15 protein-coding genes are annotated in these 14,398 nt (G+C 73.4%); 6 read left to right on the top strand and 9 right to left on the bottom strand.

Features of this window, described 5'->3' with window-relative positions:
* Window positions 1-13: 13 nt before the first annotated feature.
* Window positions 14-241, bottom strand: coding sequence for a hypothetical protein (locus F6X53_RS09015; protein ID WP_150999652.1), 228 nt, complete (start codon window positions 239-241; stop codon window positions 14-16).
* 655 nt (window positions 242-896) lie between these two features.
* Here F6X53_RS09015 and F6X53_RS09010 point away from each other — a divergent pair.
* On the top strand, window positions 897-1,115 hold the full coding sequence (locus tag F6X53_RS09010; RefSeq protein ID WP_150999650.1) for a cytochrome c maturation protein CcmE: 219 nt from the start codon (window positions 897-899) through the stop codon (window positions 1,113-1,115).
* A gap of 11 nt (window positions 1,116-1,126) precedes the next feature.
* Here F6X53_RS09010 and F6X53_RS09005 read toward each other — a convergent pair whose 3' ends face one another.
* The 6 genes from F6X53_RS09005 to F6X53_RS08980 form a co-directional block, all read right to left on the bottom strand.
* Window positions 1,127-1,870 (bottom strand): MIP/aquaporin family protein, encoded by a 744-nt coding sequence (locus F6X53_RS09005; RefSeq protein WP_150999649.1) that lies wholly within the window; start codon window positions 1,868-1,870, stop codon window positions 1,127-1,129.
* Window positions 1,871-2,039: 169 nt separating this feature from the next.
* Window positions 2,040-3,536 (bottom strand): glycerol kinase GlpK, encoded by a 1,497-nt coding sequence (glpK, locus tag F6X53_RS09000; RefSeq protein WP_150999647.1) that lies wholly within the window; start codon window positions 3,534-3,536, stop codon window positions 2,040-2,042.
* A gap of 146 nt (window positions 3,537-3,682) precedes the next feature.
* The gene (glpD, locus tag F6X53_RS08995; RefSeq protein WP_244965546.1) at window positions 3,683-5,209 is read right to left on the bottom strand and encodes a glycerol-3-phosphate dehydrogenase; all 1,527 of its coding nucleotides are present in this window, start codon (window positions 5,207-5,209) and stop codon (window positions 3,683-3,685) included.
* A gap of 93 nt (window positions 5,210-5,302) precedes the next feature.
* The gene (locus F6X53_RS08990; protein WP_210386378.1) at window positions 5,303-6,076 is read right to left on the bottom strand and encodes a DeoR/GlpR family DNA-binding transcription regulator; all 774 of its coding nucleotides are present in this window, start codon (window positions 6,074-6,076) and stop codon (window positions 5,303-5,305) included.
* 166 nt (window positions 6,077-6,242) lie between these two features.
* Window positions 6,243-6,977 (bottom strand): Crp/Fnr family transcriptional regulator, encoded by a 735-nt coding sequence (locus tag F6X53_RS08985; RefSeq protein WP_191970756.1) that lies wholly within the window; start codon window positions 6,975-6,977, stop codon window positions 6,243-6,245.
* Window positions 6,978-7,237: 260 nt separating this feature from the next.
* Window positions 7,238-8,326, bottom strand: a complete 1,089-nt coding sequence (locus tag F6X53_RS08980; protein WP_150999641.1) for a PfkB family carbohydrate kinase — start codon at window positions 8,324-8,326, stop codon at window positions 7,238-7,240.
* Between the two features lie 70 nt (window positions 8,327-8,396).
* Here F6X53_RS08980 and F6X53_RS08975 point away from each other — a divergent pair, with 70 nt between their 5' ends.
* Entirely contained in the window at window positions 8,397-9,170 is a 774-nt protein-coding gene (locus F6X53_RS08975) for a GntR family transcriptional regulator (RefSeq protein WP_244965545.1), read from the top strand.
* A gap of 98 nt (window positions 9,171-9,268) precedes the next feature.
* On the opposite strand, the gene F6X53_RS08970 is transcribed toward F6X53_RS08975, so the two are convergent.
* The gene (locus F6X53_RS08970) at window positions 9,269-10,135 is read right to left on the bottom strand and encodes a LysR family transcriptional regulator (RefSeq protein WP_150999639.1); all 867 of its coding nucleotides are present in this window, start codon (window positions 10,133-10,135) and stop codon (window positions 9,269-9,271) included.
* Window positions 10,136-10,236: 101 nt separating this feature from the next.
* Between F6X53_RS08970 and F6X53_RS08965 the strand changes: the two genes are divergently transcribed.
* On the top strand, window positions 10,237-10,818 hold the full coding sequence (locus F6X53_RS08965) for a DUF4865 family protein (RefSeq protein ID WP_150999637.1): 582 nt from the start codon (window positions 10,237-10,239) through the stop codon (window positions 10,816-10,818).
* 4 nt (window positions 10,819-10,822) lie between these two features.
* Window positions 10,823-11,230 (top strand): tautomerase family protein, encoded by a 408-nt coding sequence (locus F6X53_RS08960; RefSeq protein ID WP_150999635.1) that lies wholly within the window; start codon window positions 10,823-10,825, stop codon window positions 11,228-11,230.
* 25 nt (window positions 11,231-11,255) lie between these two features.
* On the opposite strand, the gene pdxR is transcribed toward F6X53_RS08960, so the two are convergent.
* Window positions 11,256-12,791 carry a MocR-like pyridoxine biosynthesis transcription factor PdxR gene (gene pdxR / locus F6X53_RS08955; protein WP_150999633.1) on the bottom strand — a complete coding sequence of 512 codons (1,536 nt, stop codon included), beginning with the start codon at window positions 12,789-12,791 and terminating at the stop codon, window positions 11,256-11,258.
* Window positions 12,792-12,904: 113 nt separating this feature from the next.
* On the opposite strand from pdxR, the gene F6X53_RS08950 reads away from it, so the two are divergent.
* Both F6X53_RS08950 and F6X53_RS08945 read left to right on the top strand, forming a co-directional pair.
* Complete coding sequence (locus tag F6X53_RS08950; protein ID WP_150999749.1) at window positions 12,905-13,543, top strand: FMN-binding negative transcriptional regulator; 639 nt, start codon at window positions 12,905-12,907, stop codon at window positions 13,541-13,543.
* Window positions 13,540-14,256 (top strand): GNAT family N-acetyltransferase, encoded by a 717-nt coding sequence (locus F6X53_RS08945; RefSeq protein WP_150999631.1) that lies wholly within the window; start codon window positions 13,540-13,542, stop codon window positions 14,254-14,256. The genes F6X53_RS08950 and F6X53_RS08945 overlap by 4 nt, the downstream gene beginning before the upstream one ends.
* Window positions 14,257-14,398: the final 142 nt, after the last annotated feature.

Below are 14,398 nucleotides of genomic sequence, written 5' to 3'. Positions count from 1 at the left end.
CGGCAGCGTGCCGTCAGCCGTTCAGGATGGACTGGAGGGTGTTCGCGAGGCTGGTGAAGCGCGCGGCGAAATCCGGATCGAAATAGGCGACCCGCGCCGTCAGGATGCCGGCGACGAGCAGCCAGAACACGGCCGCGCCCGCGCGCATCAGCAGGGTCGAGCTCGCGGCCGGCGCCGCAGCCTCGCCGCCCCGGCTCTGGGCGACCGGCTCACCGAATGGGTCGAATTGCGTCTCGGACATGGGCGGGGCTGCACATTCGGGTTCACCCCCACATGTCGTAGCCGGGCCCTCCGAGGCAATGGATGGAGTTCAGCGTTTTTTCTCAAGATCTTGGATGAATCTTCCAATCCAACCCGGCAAGAAGAGAAGTTCCATCTTCACGACCCGGACGCGGCCAGCGGCAGGCCCTCGCGGGCGCCCGACCTCGGCTCGAACCCGGCGACACAGGCCGCCCCGGGTCTGGCCTCCCTTGGCGCGACGGGCCCCCTCTCCCGTGCGGGAGAGGGTTGGGGTGAGGGGTGTGCGTTGTCCGGAAAAGTCGCACCCCTCACCCGGTCGGCTCACGCCGACTCGACCTCTCCCGGACGGGAGAGGTGGGGTGCAGCGTTGTCCCAGGGTTCCGCTTCGCAGCCCGGAGATAAAGGCGCAGGCAGCGCGACACGCCCCCTCTCCCGTTCGGGAGAGGGCTGGGGTGAGGGGTGCGCGTTGTCCGGAGAGGTCGCACCCCTCACCCGGTCGGCAGGAGCCGACTCGACCTCTCCCGGACGGGAGAGGTGGGCGCCTGCGGCCGCGCCGGCCGGTGCGAGGGCTGGCTCCTCCGAACGGGGGGCGGTTCGTCCGGATCCTCGAGGGCCGGAGCGGATTGGAACAGGGACCCTCAGGCACGGAATTGGCCATGACTGGATTTCGCCGGATCGCGCTCCTCGCGGTCGTTCTTCTGATCGCCGTCGCGGCGGTGGTGCTGGTGCTGCGCGCCACCGGCCAGTACCGGACGGCGAGCGAGGACGCGGCGGGCAAGGCCCCGGTTCCCGCCTGCGACCCGCCCGGCTACGACAAGGGCCCGCGCCCGGCCGAGTGCCCCCAGGCCGCGCCGCCGACGGCGCGCACACCCTGAACCGGCCGGGATCAGATCCCGAGGCCGCGCACCACCAGGGCGGCCACCGCCGCCCCGACCGCCGGCCCGGCGACGGGGATCAGGGCGTAGCCCCAATCCGAATGGCCCTTGCCGGCGATCGGCAGGACCGCGTGGGCGAGGCGGGGCCCGAGGTCGCGGGCGGGGTTGATGGCGTAGCTGGTGGTGCCGCCGAGCGACAGGCCGATGCCCCACACCACCATGCCGACGAGGTAGGGGGCGAGCCCGGTCGGGATGCTGCCCGCCGCCCCCACCGCCTTCGACAGGAGGGCGCTGATGATCAGGATCAGCACGAAGGTGCCGATGATCTCGCTCAGCCAGTTGTCGGGGGCCCGGCGGATCGCCGGGGCGGTGCAGAAGCAGGCCCGCTTCAGCCCCGCATCCTCGGTGGCGCCCCAATGGGGCAGGTAGTGCAGCCAGACCACGGTGGCGCCCAGGAACGCCCCGAGCATCTGGGCCGGCACGTAGGTCGGGAGCTTCGACCAGTCGCCGGACACGATGGCGCCGGCGAGCGTCACGGCGGGGTTGATATGGGCGTCGGGGCTGCCGGTGGCGGTCGCCACGAAGATGCCGGCCAGCACCGCGAAGGCCCATCCGGCCGTGATCGCGATCCAGCCCGCTCCCTCGGCCTTCGAGCCGCGCAGGAGCGCGCCCGCCACCACCCCGTTGCCCAGGATGATCAGCACCATCGTGCCCAGAAGCTCGCCCAGGAACGGGGAGATGAAGGGGGGCGTCATGACGGTATCCTCCGGGTGTCGTCTGGTTCTGGTTTCGTCTGGTTCTGGGTGCGGTGCGTGCCGACGCGTGCCGGACCGGCCGTGCGGTCGCCGCCCCGGACCGGGAGGCTGCGGGCGCGGCGCCTGCCCGAAGGCAGGCGGGGGCGCGGCGCCCGATCCCTCAATCCTCCTAGACGGTCCAGTCGAAGGAGCGCTTCACGGCCCGGCCCCAGGCGGCGGTGATGCGGCGGCGCTCGCCGGCATCCATGTCGGGCTTCCAGCGCCGGTCGACGCCCCAATTGTGGACGAGGTCGTCGAGGCTGTTCCAGTAGCCGGTGGCGAGGCCCGCCGCGTAGGCCGCGCCGAGCGCCGTGGTCTCGGTCACCTGCGGGCGCACCACCGGCACGTCGAGGATGTCGGCCTGGAACTGCATCAGGGTGCGGTTGGCCACCATGCCGCCATCCGAGCGCAGCTCCCGCACGGGGATGCCGGAATCCTTCTCCATCGCCTCCAGCACCTCGCGGGTCTGGAAGGCGGTGGCCTCCAGGCAGGCCCGGGCGATGTGGCCCTTGTTGGCGTAGCGGGTGAGCCCGATGATCAGCCCGCGGGCGCCCTCGTTCCAGTGCGGCGCGTAGAGCCCCGAGAAGGCCGGCACGAAGTAGACGTCGCCGTTATCCGTGACGGTGGCCGCCAGGGTCTCGACCTCGGCGCTGTCGCGGATCATCCCGAGATTGTCGCGCAGCCACTGCACCAGGGCGCCCGTGATGGCGATGGAGCCCTCGAGGGCGTAGATGGCCGGCTTGCCGTCGAGCTTGTAGCCCACCGTGGTGACGAGGCCGCAGGTGGAGGGGACGGGGGTCTCGCCGGTGTTCATCAGCGCGAAGCAGCCGGTGCCGTAGGTGTTCTTGGCCTCGCCGGGCCGGAAGCAGGTCTGGCCGAACAGGGCCGCCTGCTGGTCGCCGAGGATGCCGGCGATCGGCACGCCCGCGAAGGGCACCTTGGTCTCGCCGTAGACCTGCGAGGAGGAGACGATCTCGGGCAGCATCGCCCGCGGGATGCCGAAGGCCGCGAGCATGCCCGGATCCCAGGCCAGGGTGTCGAGGGCCATGAGCTGCGTGCGGCTCGCATTCGTCACGTCGGTGAGGTGGAGCCCCCCGTCCGGACCGCCCGTGAGGTTCCAGACAAGCCAGGTGTCGATGTTGCCGAACAGGACGTCGCCGGCCTCCGCCTTCGCGCGCGCCCCCTCGACATGGTCGAGGAGCCAGCGCAGCTTGAGGCCCGAGAAGTAGCTCGCCAGCGGCAGGCCGGTGATGCCCCGGAAGCGGTCGCGCCCGCCGTCCCGGGCGAATTCCGCGACGAGGCGGTCGTTGCGGGTGTCCTGCCAGACGAGGGCGTTGTGCAGGGGCTCGCCGGTGCGCCGGTCCCAGATCAGCGTGGTCTCGCGCTGGTTGGTGATGCCGATCGACAGGAGGCTCCGGGGCTCGATCCCGGCCTCGGCCAAGGCCTCGCGCATCACGGCCTGCGTGTTGGTCCAGATCTCCCGGGGGTCGTGCTCGACCTGGCCGGGGCGGGGATAGATCTGCGCGTGCTCGCGCTGCCGGCACGCGATGATGCGCCCCTCGCGGTCGAACACGATGAAGCGGCTGCTGGTGGTGCCCTGGTCGATGGCGCCGACATACTGGCTCATGGGCTGAACCCTCCCTGTTGAAGGCCTTGAATGGGCGGGGCCGGTCTTGGTGCCGGCTCCCCGTGGTGGTGATCGTCGGATCCGTCCGGGTCGGACGGTGTGGCTCAGGCGGCTTGAATCTGGCGGCTTGGATCAGGCGGCTCGGCTCAGGCGGCTTGGGCCTTGCGCGTCAGGTAGGCGGCGAGGCGCCCGGCGCTGTCGGGGCCGGTGCGCAGGCCGAGCTTCGAGCGGCGCCAGAGGATGTCCTCGGGGGTGCGCGCCCATTCGTGGTGCACGAGGTAATCGACCTCCGCGGCGCTGAGGCCGCCGTCGAAGCTCTCGCCGAGATCGGCGAGGCTGCGGGCGCGGCCCAGGATCAGGCGCGCGTTGGTGCCGTAGGCGCGGGCGAGGCGCCTTGCGGTCTCGGCGGGCAGGAAGGGCGCCGCGCGGCTCAGCTCGGCCAGGAACGCGTCGAAATCCGCCCCCGGCATCTGGCCCCCGGGGAGCGGCGCGTCGCCGGTCCAGGCCGGCGCGAGGCCGGGGAAATAGGGCGCCAGCTTCTCGATCGCGTGCTCGGCGAGGCGCCGGTAGGTCGTGATCTTGCCCCCGAAGACCGAGAGGGCCGGCAGCCGGCCGCCCTCGTCGGCGACGTCGAGGACGTAGTCGCGCGTCACCGCCGAGGCGTTGGCGGCCGCGTCGTCGTAGAGCGGGCGCACCCCCGAATAGCTCCAGACCACGTCCTCGGGGCCGATCGCCCGCGCGAAGGAGCGGTTGATGCAGTCGCAGAGGTAGCGCGTCTCCTCGGGCGAGATCGCGACGGGGCCGGGCTCGGCCTCGTAGGGCACGTCGGTGGTGCCGATCAGGGTGAAGTCGCGCTCGTAGGGGATCGCGAAGATGATGCGCTTGTCGGGCTGCTGCAGGATGTAGGCCTGGTCGCCCTCGTAGAGCTTGCGCACCACGATGTGGCTGCCCTTGATCAGCCGCACCGCCGCGCGGCTGTTGATGCCCAGCGTCCCCCCGAGCGTCTCGCTGACCCAGGGGCCGGCCGCGTTGACGACGGCCTTGGCCCGTACGATCTCGCTGCGGCCGCTCGGCCCCTCCCGGAGCGTCGCGGTCCAGCCCTCGGCGTCGCGCCGGGCCGATTCGACGCCGGTGCGGGTGCGGATCTCGGCGCCGCGCGCCTGGGCGTCCATGGCGTTGAGCACCACGAGGCGGCTGTCCTCGACCCAGCAATCGGAATAGAGGAAGCCCTGGGTCAGGCGCGGCTGCAGCGGCGCGCCGACCGGCGAAGTTCGCAAACGAACCATCTCGGAGCCCGGAAGCGTTCGCAGCCGCGCCAGATGGTCGTAGAGGAACAGCCCCACCCGCAGCATCCAGGCCGGGCGCAGGCCCCGGTCATGGGGCAGCACGAAGCGCAGGGGCCAGATGATGTGGGGGGCGAGCCGCAGCAGGCGCTCGCGCTCGGCCAAAGCCTCGCGCACGAGGCGGAACTCGTAATATTCGAGGTAGCGCAGGCCGCCGTGGATCAGCTTCGTGCTGGAGGACGAGGTGAATTCCGCGAGGTCCCCGCGCTCGCAGAGCAGGACCTTGAGGCCGCGCCCGGCCGCGTCGCGCGCGATGCCGGTGCCGTTGATGCCGCCGCCGATGACGAGCAGGTCGTAGGCCGTGGCCGGACCGTCCGAATCTGCCATCATGGTGCATCTCCCGCCCCGGTCGAATCGCCGGTTGGCAGGATATTGCACCCTCGGGTGATTTTCGCAAGAGAAAATACGAGCTTTCGATATCGCTCAATCGTTCGCGTCGGCCACCGCCAGCTTGACGCCGTGGCGCTGCATCAGGGCGGCGATCTCCGGGGGCGGGGGCCTGTCGGTGAAGAAGGTGTCGACCTGCGCCAGGCGGCCGACCTGCACCATCGGCCGGCGGGTGAACTTGCTGTGGTCGGCCACCAGGAAGGTCCTGCGGGCCTGGGCCAGGATGGTCTGGGTCGCCCGCACCTCCTCGATGTCGTAGTCGAGGAGGGCCCCGTCGGCGTCGATGCCGCTGGTGCCGATCACCGCCACGTCGACCCGGAACTGGCTGAGCGTGTCGCAGGTGAGCTGGCCCAGCACCGCGCCGTCGCGGTTGCGCACGGTGCCGCCCGCCATGACGATGCGGAACTCGGTGGCCTCGGCAAGCGAGATCGCGACGTTGAGGTTGTTGGTGATGACGCTGAGGTCGTCGTGCTGCATCAATTCCCGCGCCACCGCCTCGGGCGTGGTGCCGATATTGATGAAGACCGAGCAATGGGAGGGGATGTGGCGGGCGGCGAGGCGCCCGATCCGGGTCTTCTCCGCCGAGAGGGTGATCCGGCGGTCGGCATAGTCAATGTTCTCGACGCTGGAGGGCAGGCCGCCCCCGCCCCGATAGCGCTCCAGGCGCCCTTCCGCGCTGAGCTCGTTGAGGTCGCGCCGGATGGTCTGGACGGTGACGGCGAACTGGCTCGCCAGCGCCTCGATGGTGACGAAGCCGCGCTGGCGCACCGCCGCCACGATGGCGGAGCGGCGCGCCTCGACGCCCGTCATCTCGGTCCGGTCGGGGGGGCGTGTCACGGTGGCGGGCCTCGGCATGCGCGAAACCGGGCCAGGATAGAATGGGCGCGGCCCGATGGGCAGCGCCTTCGTTCGTTTCCGAAACCGTTCTCCCCGCGAAACCGCGCCCCGCGCCCGCCGGTGGCAAGTTGGGGCAGCGTCAGGGCGGCGTCAGGTGCAGGTAGGCGGGGCTGAAATCCGCGAAGACCCGCAGGCGCGCGGCATCCTCGATTGTCAGCATCTTGTCCCGGAAGGTGATCAGGCCGGTATCGCGCATCTCCTGGGCGACGCGGTTCATGTGCACGAGGGAGATCCCGAGGGTGTCGGCGAGGTCTTCCCAGGTCAGGGGCAGGCGGTAGCAGGTCTCGCTCGCGAGCCCGACGGCCTGGAGGCGGGCCTGCAGCTCGCAGAGGAGGTGGGCGAAGCGCTTGCCCGCCGGACGGGTGCCCAGGCCGACGATCCATTCCCGCGCCGTGCTGGCCTCGGTGAGGAGCCTCCAGGTGAAGGCCCGAGCAAGGCGGGGATGCTCCAGCTTCAGCCGCTCCAGGGCGGTGGCCCCGATCACCGCGACGAGGCAGCCCGTCAGGGTCGCGACGCCGTGGTCGGCGCCGTGCAGGATGCTCGTCTGCGGGTCGTAGAGATCGCCCGGCAGGAGCAGGGCGGTGATCTGGCGCTTGCCGTCGCGGCCCTGGCGGTAATGGCAGGCGAAGCCCTCCACCACGGCGTAGCCGGTGCGCGGGCGGGCGGACTCCTCGACCAGGACAGTCCGGGGCGGCACCCGCTCGTAGGCATTCACCGAGGCCGCCAGCGCGGCCTTCTCGGCATGGCCGAGCGTGGTGCCGTGCTCGAGCCGCATCAACAGGGCCTGGGGCATCGCGCCGAGTCCCGTGCCCATGAACCGTCCCGTCGACCTCGAATCCGATACGCCGATCATGCCGCCCTCGCACAGGTCAGAGCCGCCGCTTGTCACGCGTCGCCTCGACCACGGAGCCGCGGGATCGGGGCGTTGAGCACCAGGGTGCCGAAGTTTTTTTGGATACTTTATGGCACTTTATTCTGAACTCACGACGTCGTAAAGGCGTATCTCAGGGGCATGAACCAACTTTGCCCAAAAGCAGGGGGGAGCCCGATGGGGGCAGGCGGGGCCGGCTCCGGTCAGAACAGGGCGGAGGGCGTCCCCGCATCGAGGAACGCCGCGACGGCCGCCCGGCCGGGCAGGGCGTCGAAGACGCCGAGCTGCATCGCCACGAGGGCACCGCAGGCCGCCCCCCAGCGCATCGCCTCCGGGAGGGAGCGCCCCTCGGCCAGGGCGACGGCGAGGCCCGCCGCGAAGGCATCGCCCGCCCCGAGCGTATCCACGGCCGCGACCGGGAAGGCCGCCTGATGATGGGGCGCCGAGCCCGCCGGATAGGCGGTCGCGCCACCGGCCCCGCGGGTGATCACCACCAGGTCGGGGCCCCGCGCGCGCAGACCCGCGGCCAGGGCCGCCTCGCCGTCGCAAGTCTCACGATTGCCCGTCTCACGATTGCCCGTCTCACTGTTGCCCGCCTCGGGGATGCCCGTCTCGGGGGTGCCGGCCTCGGGGATGCCGGCCTCGGCCGCGAGCAGGCGCGCCTCGCCGGCATTCACCACCAGGATCGCGGTGTCGCGCAGGATCGCCGGCGGGATGGGGCGGAACGGGGAGGGGTTGAGCAGGGTGCGCCGGCCCGCCTCCCGTGCCAGCCGGAAGGCCTCCGCGATGGCGGCGTCGCTGATCTCGAACTGCGCCAGGACGAGGTCGGCCGCCGTGATCGCCGCCGCCCTGGCCCGGATGGCGGCCCCGTCGAGCAGCCGGTTGGCGCCGAGGAAGACCGCGAGGCAGTTCTCCCCGTCATCCTGCGTGAAGCCGATGCCCGCCCCCGTCTGCGCCTCGAAGCGGCGCAGCATCCCGCCCGGCAGCCCGGCCCGGTGCAGGGCGGGCTCGGCCAGGGCTGCCAGGGGATCGCTGCCCACCGCCATGATGCCGTCGACCGCGGCGCCGAGGCGGCGCGCCGCGACGGCGAGGTTCAGGCCCTTGCCGCCGGCCTCGAAGGTGTAGGCGGAGGCCGCGAGGGATTGGCCGGGCTCCGGCAGGCGGCTCACCCGCATGGCGCTCGCGGCGATGAAGCTCGCCAGCACGAACAGCCGGGGCGGGGCGGGCGCGCCCAAGGCGGGGGCGCCCAAAATTTCCGCGTCAATGTCGGAGGACGGGGTCTCGGGCGGCATCGACGGGCTCCGGGCCGGGCGGCCGCGCGCCGGAACCGGGGCGGGGCGGGAATCGCCGGGAGTGCCCAGGATGGCCTCTGAGCCCGGCGCACCGCAACAGCCCTCGCTCGCGAGCCTGTTGCGGCTGCGGACGGACACGGCGCAGCCGATGTACCAGCAGCTCGAGGCGCAGATCCGGCAGATGATCGGCGACGGGGTGCTGGCGGCGGGCGCCACCCTGCCGGCCGAGCGCGTGCTCGCGGATGCCCTCGGGATCAGCCGCACCACGGTGAAGCGCTGCTACGGGGCCCTGCGCGACCAGGCGCTCCTCAGCGCCCACGGGCGCCTCGGATTCATGGTGGAGGGCCGGACCAAGCCCCTCAACCCCGGCATGGACCGGCTCAAGGGCTTCACCGAGGAGATGCGCGAGCTCGGCAAGGTGCCGTCCTCGGACATCCTGGAGCGGGTGGCGGCCCCGGACCGGGCCATCGCCTCCGTGTTCGGCGCGCCCTCGAACACGCCGTTCCTGAAGCTCGTGCGGGTGCGGCGGGGCGACGGCGTGCCCCTGTCCCGCGAGATCGCCTGGTACGACCTCAGCGCCGCCCCGGCCCTAGCAGGCGCCGACCTGTCGGGCTCCCTCTACGCCGTCCTGGCGCGGGAGGGCGTGGCCCTGACCCATTGCGAGCAGACGATCGAGGCGGCCTTCCCGACCCAGGAGGAATGCACCCTGTTCGGCTTCGAGACGCCGGTCCCGTGCCTCCTGATCAAGCGCCGCTCCTACGCCGCGAGCGGCCGGATGATCGAGTACGTGGAGGGCCTCTTCCGCGGCGACAGCTACGCCTACCGCCTGACCCTGCGGACCTGAGCGCGCGGGCATAGTCCTCCGGGCCCGCCGCCGCACCGGTCGCCACCCTTGCGCCCCCCTTGCGCAGGACGACGCGGCCCGGGAACGGCGCGTTGGGCTCAGCGCGGGATCGCGGAGCGGAAGGCGCTGCCGACGACGCGCAGGGCCTCGCGGGCGCGGGCATCGGCGAGGCGGGTGCGCAGCACCACCTGCGAGGCGGGGAGCGGGGGCAGGCCGAGGCTCTCGCCGACCTCCACCGCCCCGGCGGGCGTCACCCGCCCGGCCAGCGCCGCCACCCCGAGCCCCGCGCTGATCGCGGCGCCGAGCGCCAGGACGCCGCCGCCGACGAACACCTCCGTCCAGGGGATCCCGGCCGCATCGAGGGCCCGGGTCGCGACCGCCCGCACGCCGCACGGAGCCGCCAGGGTCGCGAGCCGCAGGGGCTCGCCCGGGCGCCGGCGCCAGGTCGAGGCCGCGAACCAGCCGACCCGCTCCTCGGCGAGCAGGCGCCCGTCCCGGCGCTCGCCCTCGCGCCGGACGATCACGGCATCGACCTCGCCCCGGTCGAAGGCCGCCCCGAGATCGCGCGAGGGGCCGATCCGGACCTCGATCACGAGGCCCGGATCCGTGGCCGCCAGGCGGGCGACGAGGCCCGGCAATTCGGGCCCGGCGACGTGGTCGCTGATCCCGAGCACCAGCCGCCGGGGCGGGGCCGGGGCGATGCCGCTGAGCGCCCGCGCATGCGCGGCCAGGAGGTCGCGGGCGGGCGCCAGGAAGCTCTCGCCCTCGGGGGACAGGCGCACGTGCCGAGGCGTCCGCTCGAGCAGCCGGCAGCCGAGCCGGTCCTCGAGGCGCTTCAGCTTCAGGCTGATCGCCGCCTGCGAGGTGTCGAGGGTCTCGGCCGCGCGGGTGAAGCTGCCGAGATCGGCCACCCAGACGAAGGCCTGAACGGTGTCGAGATCGATGGCCCGCAGCGGCAGTGTCATAACGAAAGCCCATCTCAGATATAATCAGCCATATGTTTTCTTAATCTTACGGCTCTGGCAAGCCGGTCCTGGCCGCGACGGGCGCGGCGAAGGGACAGGACATGCTGGTCAAGCATTACCGGCACCGGCTGCCGGCCGATTACCCGATGGCGCGCATCCGGGGGCGCATCGCCGAACGGGGGCCGTCCTGGGACGAGACGCCCGGCCTCGGCTTCAAGGCCTTCGTGGTCCGCGAGCGGGGGCGGCTGGGGGCGGAGGAGAACGCCTACGCCTCGCTCTACCTGTGGCGGGAGGCCGGGGCGGCCCTCGATTTCCTCACCGATGCGCGCTTCGCGAGCGTGGTCGAGACCTTCGGGCGGCCCCGGATCGATACCTGGCTCGCCCTCGACGCCCGGGCGGCCCCGGCGGGGCCCGCCCGCACCCTGATCCGCGAGGCGGTCGGAATCGAGCCCGGCACCGACCTGCGGGCCCTGCGGGCGGGGGAGGCCGAGCGCAACCGCGCGGCGCTCGCCCGGGACGGGCGCCTCGCCGTGGTCTCGGCCGTGGATGCCGGGGCCTGGCGCCTCCTGCGCCTCACCCTCTCGCCGGAGCCGCCGGCCCGGTCGGAACAGGCCGGCGCCTACGAGATCCTGCACCTCGCCCGGCCCGGCTGGGCCGCCCTCGCCCCACGCGACCCGGAGTGACCCGATGCCCCTGACCCGAATCTCGCTCCGCGCCGGCAAGTCCGCCGCCTACCACGCCGCCCTGATGGAGGGCGTCTACGCCGCCATGCGGGAGACCTTCGGGGTGCCGGAGGACGACCGCTTCATGATGATCCACGAGCACGAACCGGGCGCCTTCGCGTACGGGGCCGCCTATCTCGGCATTCCCCGCAGCGACGACCTCGTGATCATCCAGATCACCTGCAACGACACCCGCCCGGCGGCGCAGAAACGCGCCCTCTACGAGGCCATCGCGGCGCGGCTCTCGGCCGAACCCGGCCTGCGCCCGGAGGACGTCTTCATCAACCTCGTGGAGGTGAAGCCCGAGAACTGGTCCTTCGGGCTCGGCCGCGCCCAGTACGCGGAGGCGCCGGCGCGGCGGGACGGCGCCTGATCCTGGCGGGCACCCGGGCCAAGCCTCACGGGGGGCCCCGCAGCACCTCCGCGAGGCGGCGCAAAGCCGGCCCGATCGCCCGCTCGGGGACCGCCGCGTAGCCGAGGAGCAGGCCGGGCTCGGCCGCGGCAGGATTCGCGAAATAGGGGGAGAGCGCCGCCACCGTCAGCCCGGCCCGGGCGCAGGCCTCGACCGCCCGGATATCGTCGAAGGGCGCCGCCAAGCCCGGCCGGGGCCGCGCCACGAGGTGCAGGCCCCCGTCGAGGGGCGGGATCGTCAGGATGTCGGCGAGGTGGCGCCCGGCCGCCTCCACCAGGGCCGCCTGCCGCGCGGCGTAGAGCTTGCGCGTCCGGCGCAGGTGGCCGGCGAAATGCCCCTCGGCGATGAAGCGGGCGAGCGCGCCCTGGCCGAGCGCCGAGGCCGCGACCCCGGTGCGGCGCAGGGCGCGCTGCACGGGCTCGATCAGGGAAGGGGGCAGCACGAGGTAGCTCAGCTGCAGGGCCGGCAGCAGCACCTTCGAGAAGCTGCCGACGTAGAGGACGCGCCCGCCCCGGTCGAGGGCGGCGAGCGGCGCCGCCGGGCGGCCCGCGTAGCGATAGGCGCCGTCGAAATCATCCTCGATGATCCAGCCCCCCGCCGCCTCCGCCCAGGCGAGCAGCGCGAGGCGGTTCTCCAGGCTCATCACGGTGCCGAGGGGGTAGTGCTGCGCCGGCGTCACCACGGCAAGGCGCGCCTCCGGGGCGAGGCGGCGCGCCCGCGCGGCGCAGAAGCCCTTGTCCCCCATCGGCACCGGCATGACGCCCAGGCCCGCCTCCCGCAAGGCCTGGGCGAGGCCGGGGAAGCCCGGCTCCTCCACGAAGGCCGTCTCGCCCGGATCGAGCAGGAGCTCGGCCAGCAGGCGCAGGCTCTGGCGGATGCTCGCGGTGACGATCACGGCCTCGGCGCTGCAGGGCACCCCGCGCCCGGCCGCCAGATAGGCCGCCACCGCCCGGCGCAGCCGCGGATCGCCGAGGGGCTCGGGCTGCGCCGCGGCGGCCTCCCGCCACTCGGCCGCCAGGAGCTTGGCCCAGGTCTCGTACGGGAAGACGTCGAGGGCCGGCCGGCCGAGCGCGAAGGCATCGGGGGCCGCGAGGCCGGGCCCCTCCGCCCCGGTCTCCGCCGCGCCGGCCGCGAGCCGGGCGCCGCGCCGCGACAGGACCGGCGCGGGCGCGCGCGCCGCCTCCGGGGGCTGGGGCCGGGCCGTGAGGTCGTCCGGGAGGGTCGCGGCCACCCGCGTGCCGGAGCCGGGGCGGGCCGCGAGATAGCCCTCCGCCGCGAGCTGCTCCAGGGCGAGCAGCACGGTGCCGCGGGCGCAGCCGAGATCGGCCGCGAGCACGCGCGAGGCCGGCAGGCGCGCGCCCGGCGCCAGCCGCCCGACCAGGATCGCGCTGCGCAGGGCCTCCCGCACCTGCGCGTGCAGGGGCTGGGCGCCCGCCGGATCGAGGCCGAGCTGGAGCGGCAGCTCCGCGCGAGGGCGGGGGCAGGGGCGGGGGCAGGGGCGAGGGCGGACCCGGGACGTCATGATCGCATCACGGCACAAGTGGTCCAGTCGTAGCCAGAAAAATGGACCTTCCGGATGGGCCGCCTTTCGTCAAGGTGCGGGCTCCCGCCCGCAGCCCCGACGTGAGGATCCCCGTGTACCAGCCCCCGCATTTCCGCGAGGACGACCGCGAGACCCAGCACGCGCTGATCCGCGCCCATCCCCTCGGGCTCCTGATCAGCGCGGGCGCGGGCGGGCTGACCGCGAACCCGGTGCCGTTCCTGATCGATGCCGACGCGGCCGGCCCCGGGACGCTGCGGGCGCATCTCGCCCGCGCCAACGCGCAGTGGCGCGACCTCGATGGGCTCGCCGAGTGCCTCTCGGTGTTCCGCGGGCCCGACGCCTACGTGACGCCCTCCTGGTACGCGACGAAGCGCGAGACCGGCAAAGTGGTGCCGACCTGGAACTACGCCACGGTCCAGGTCTGGGGCCGCCCCCGCCTCGTCTCCGACGAGGCCTGGCTGCGCCGCCAGATCGACGACCTCACCCGGGCGCAGGAGGCGAGCCGGGCCGAGCCCTGGTCGGTGGCGGACGCGCCGCCCGCCTTCACGGCCGTGCAGCTCCGCGCCATCGTGGGGATCGAGATCGCGATCACGCGGATCGCCGGCAAGTGGAAGGTGAGCCAGAACCGGCCGGAGGCGGACCGGGCCGGCGTGGCGGCGGGCTTGCGCCACGAGGCCGGGCCCGACGACGCCATGGCGGGCCTCGTCGCGGCGCGGGGCGTGCGGGCATGAGCGCGGAGGACGGCGCGCGCGCGAACGCCCACGGCCAGCCGGTCGGCCCCGCTCTGCCGGGCTGGTCGCCGCGCCCGCACCCGCCGCGCGCGGCGCTGCAGGGCCGCCTCTGCCGGATCGTCCCGCTCGATCCCGAGCGCCACGCCGCCGACCTCTACGCGGCGCTCGGCGCAGACCCGGCGCGCTGGACCTACCTGCCGGCCGAGCCGCCCGCGAGCGAGGCCGCCTATCGCGACCGCCTCGCCGGGATCGCGGCGAGCTCCGACCCGCTGCACCACGCGATCCTCGACGCGGCGGGCGAGCGGGCGCTCGGGCTCGCCGCCTATCTGCGGATCGAGCCGGCCCACGGGGTGATCGAGGTCGGGCACATCCATTTCGGGCCGGACCTCTCGGGCCGGGCCGCCGGCACCGAGGCGATGGCCCTGATGATGGCCCGCGCCTTCGACGGGCTCGGCTACCGGCGCTACGAGTGGAAATGCGACAGCCTCAACGCGCCCTCGCGCGCGGCGGCGCTGCGCTACGGCTTCACCTTCGAGGGCATCTTCCGCAACGCCATCGTCACCAAGGGCCGCTCGCGCGACACGGCCTGGTTCTCGGTCACGGATGCCGAGTGGCCGCGCCTGCGCGCCGCCTTCGCGGCCTGGCTCGACCCGGAGAATTTCGACGCGGCCGGATGCCAGCGCCGGACCCTGCACGCCCTGCGCGGCGCCTGAAGCGGCCCTCGCCCGGACCCTGACCCCGTCGCAGGGACCGCCGCGTCCGGGCGTGGACGCATGACGTCAGCGCATGGATGGCTTGTGGGATGTGGCATGCCAAAAGTCTTTGTGCGGTGCCATATCAGCGTCATCGCAATTG

This window comes from Methylobacterium soli, assembly GCF_008806385.1.
GTDB lineage: Bacteria > Pseudomonadota > Alphaproteobacteria > Rhizobiales > Beijerinckiaceae > Methylobacterium > Methylobacterium soli.
The sequence above is the reverse complement of the archived record's forward strand: the minus strand, read 5'-3'. Positions and strand labels throughout refer to the sequence as shown.

Coding starts and splice junctions, on each gene's coding strand:
- F6X53_RS09005 (WP_150999649.1), bottom strand. CDS start 1,870: ATGACGCCCCCCTTCATCTCCCCGTTCCTGGGCGAGCTTCTGGGCACG.
- F6X53_RS08980 (WP_150999641.1), bottom strand. CDS start 8,326: ATGCCGCCCGAGACCCCGTCCTCCGACATTGACGCGGAAATTTTGGGC.
- pdxR (WP_150999633.1), bottom strand. CDS start 12,791: ATGACGTCCCGGGTCCGCCCTCGCCCCTGCCCCCGCCCCTGCCCCCGC.
- glpK (WP_150999647.1), bottom strand. CDS start 3,536: ATGAGCCAGTATGTCGGCGCCATCGACCAGGGCACCACCAGCAGCCGC.
- F6X53_RS08960 (WP_150999635.1), top strand. CDS start 10,823: ATGCCCCTGACCCGAATCTCGCTCCGCGCCGGCAAGTCCGCCGCCTAC.
- glpD (WP_244965546.1), bottom strand. CDS start 5,209: ATGATGGCAGATTCGGACGGTCCGGCCACGGCCTACGACCTGCTCGTC.
- F6X53_RS08945 (WP_150999631.1), top strand. CDS start 13,540: ATGAGCGCGGAGGACGGCGCGCGCGCGAACGCCCACGGCCAGCCGGTC.
- F6X53_RS08985 (WP_191970756.1), bottom strand. CDS start 6,977: ATGGGCACGGGACTCGGCGCGATGCCCCAGGCCCTGTTGATGCGGCTC.
- F6X53_RS09010 (WP_150999650.1), top strand. CDS start 897: ATGACTGGATTTCGCCGGATCGCGCTCCTCGCGGTCGTTCTTCTGATC.
- F6X53_RS08990 (WP_210386378.1), bottom strand. CDS start 6,076: ATGACGGGCGTCGAGGCGCGCCGCTCCGCCATCGTGGCGGCGGTGCGC.
- F6X53_RS08965 (WP_150999637.1), top strand. CDS start 10,237: ATGCTGGTCAAGCATTACCGGCACCGGCTGCCGGCCGATTACCCGATG.
- F6X53_RS09015 (WP_150999652.1), bottom strand. CDS start 241: ATGTCCGAGACGCAATTCGACCCATTCGGTGAGCCGGTCGCCCAGAGC.
- F6X53_RS08975 (WP_244965545.1), top strand. CDS start 8,397: ATGGCCTCTGAGCCCGGCGCACCGCAACAGCCCTCGCTCGCGAGCCTG.
- F6X53_RS08970 (WP_150999639.1), bottom strand. CDS start 10,135: ATGACACTGCCGCTGCGGGCCATCGATCTCGACACCGTTCAGGCCTTC.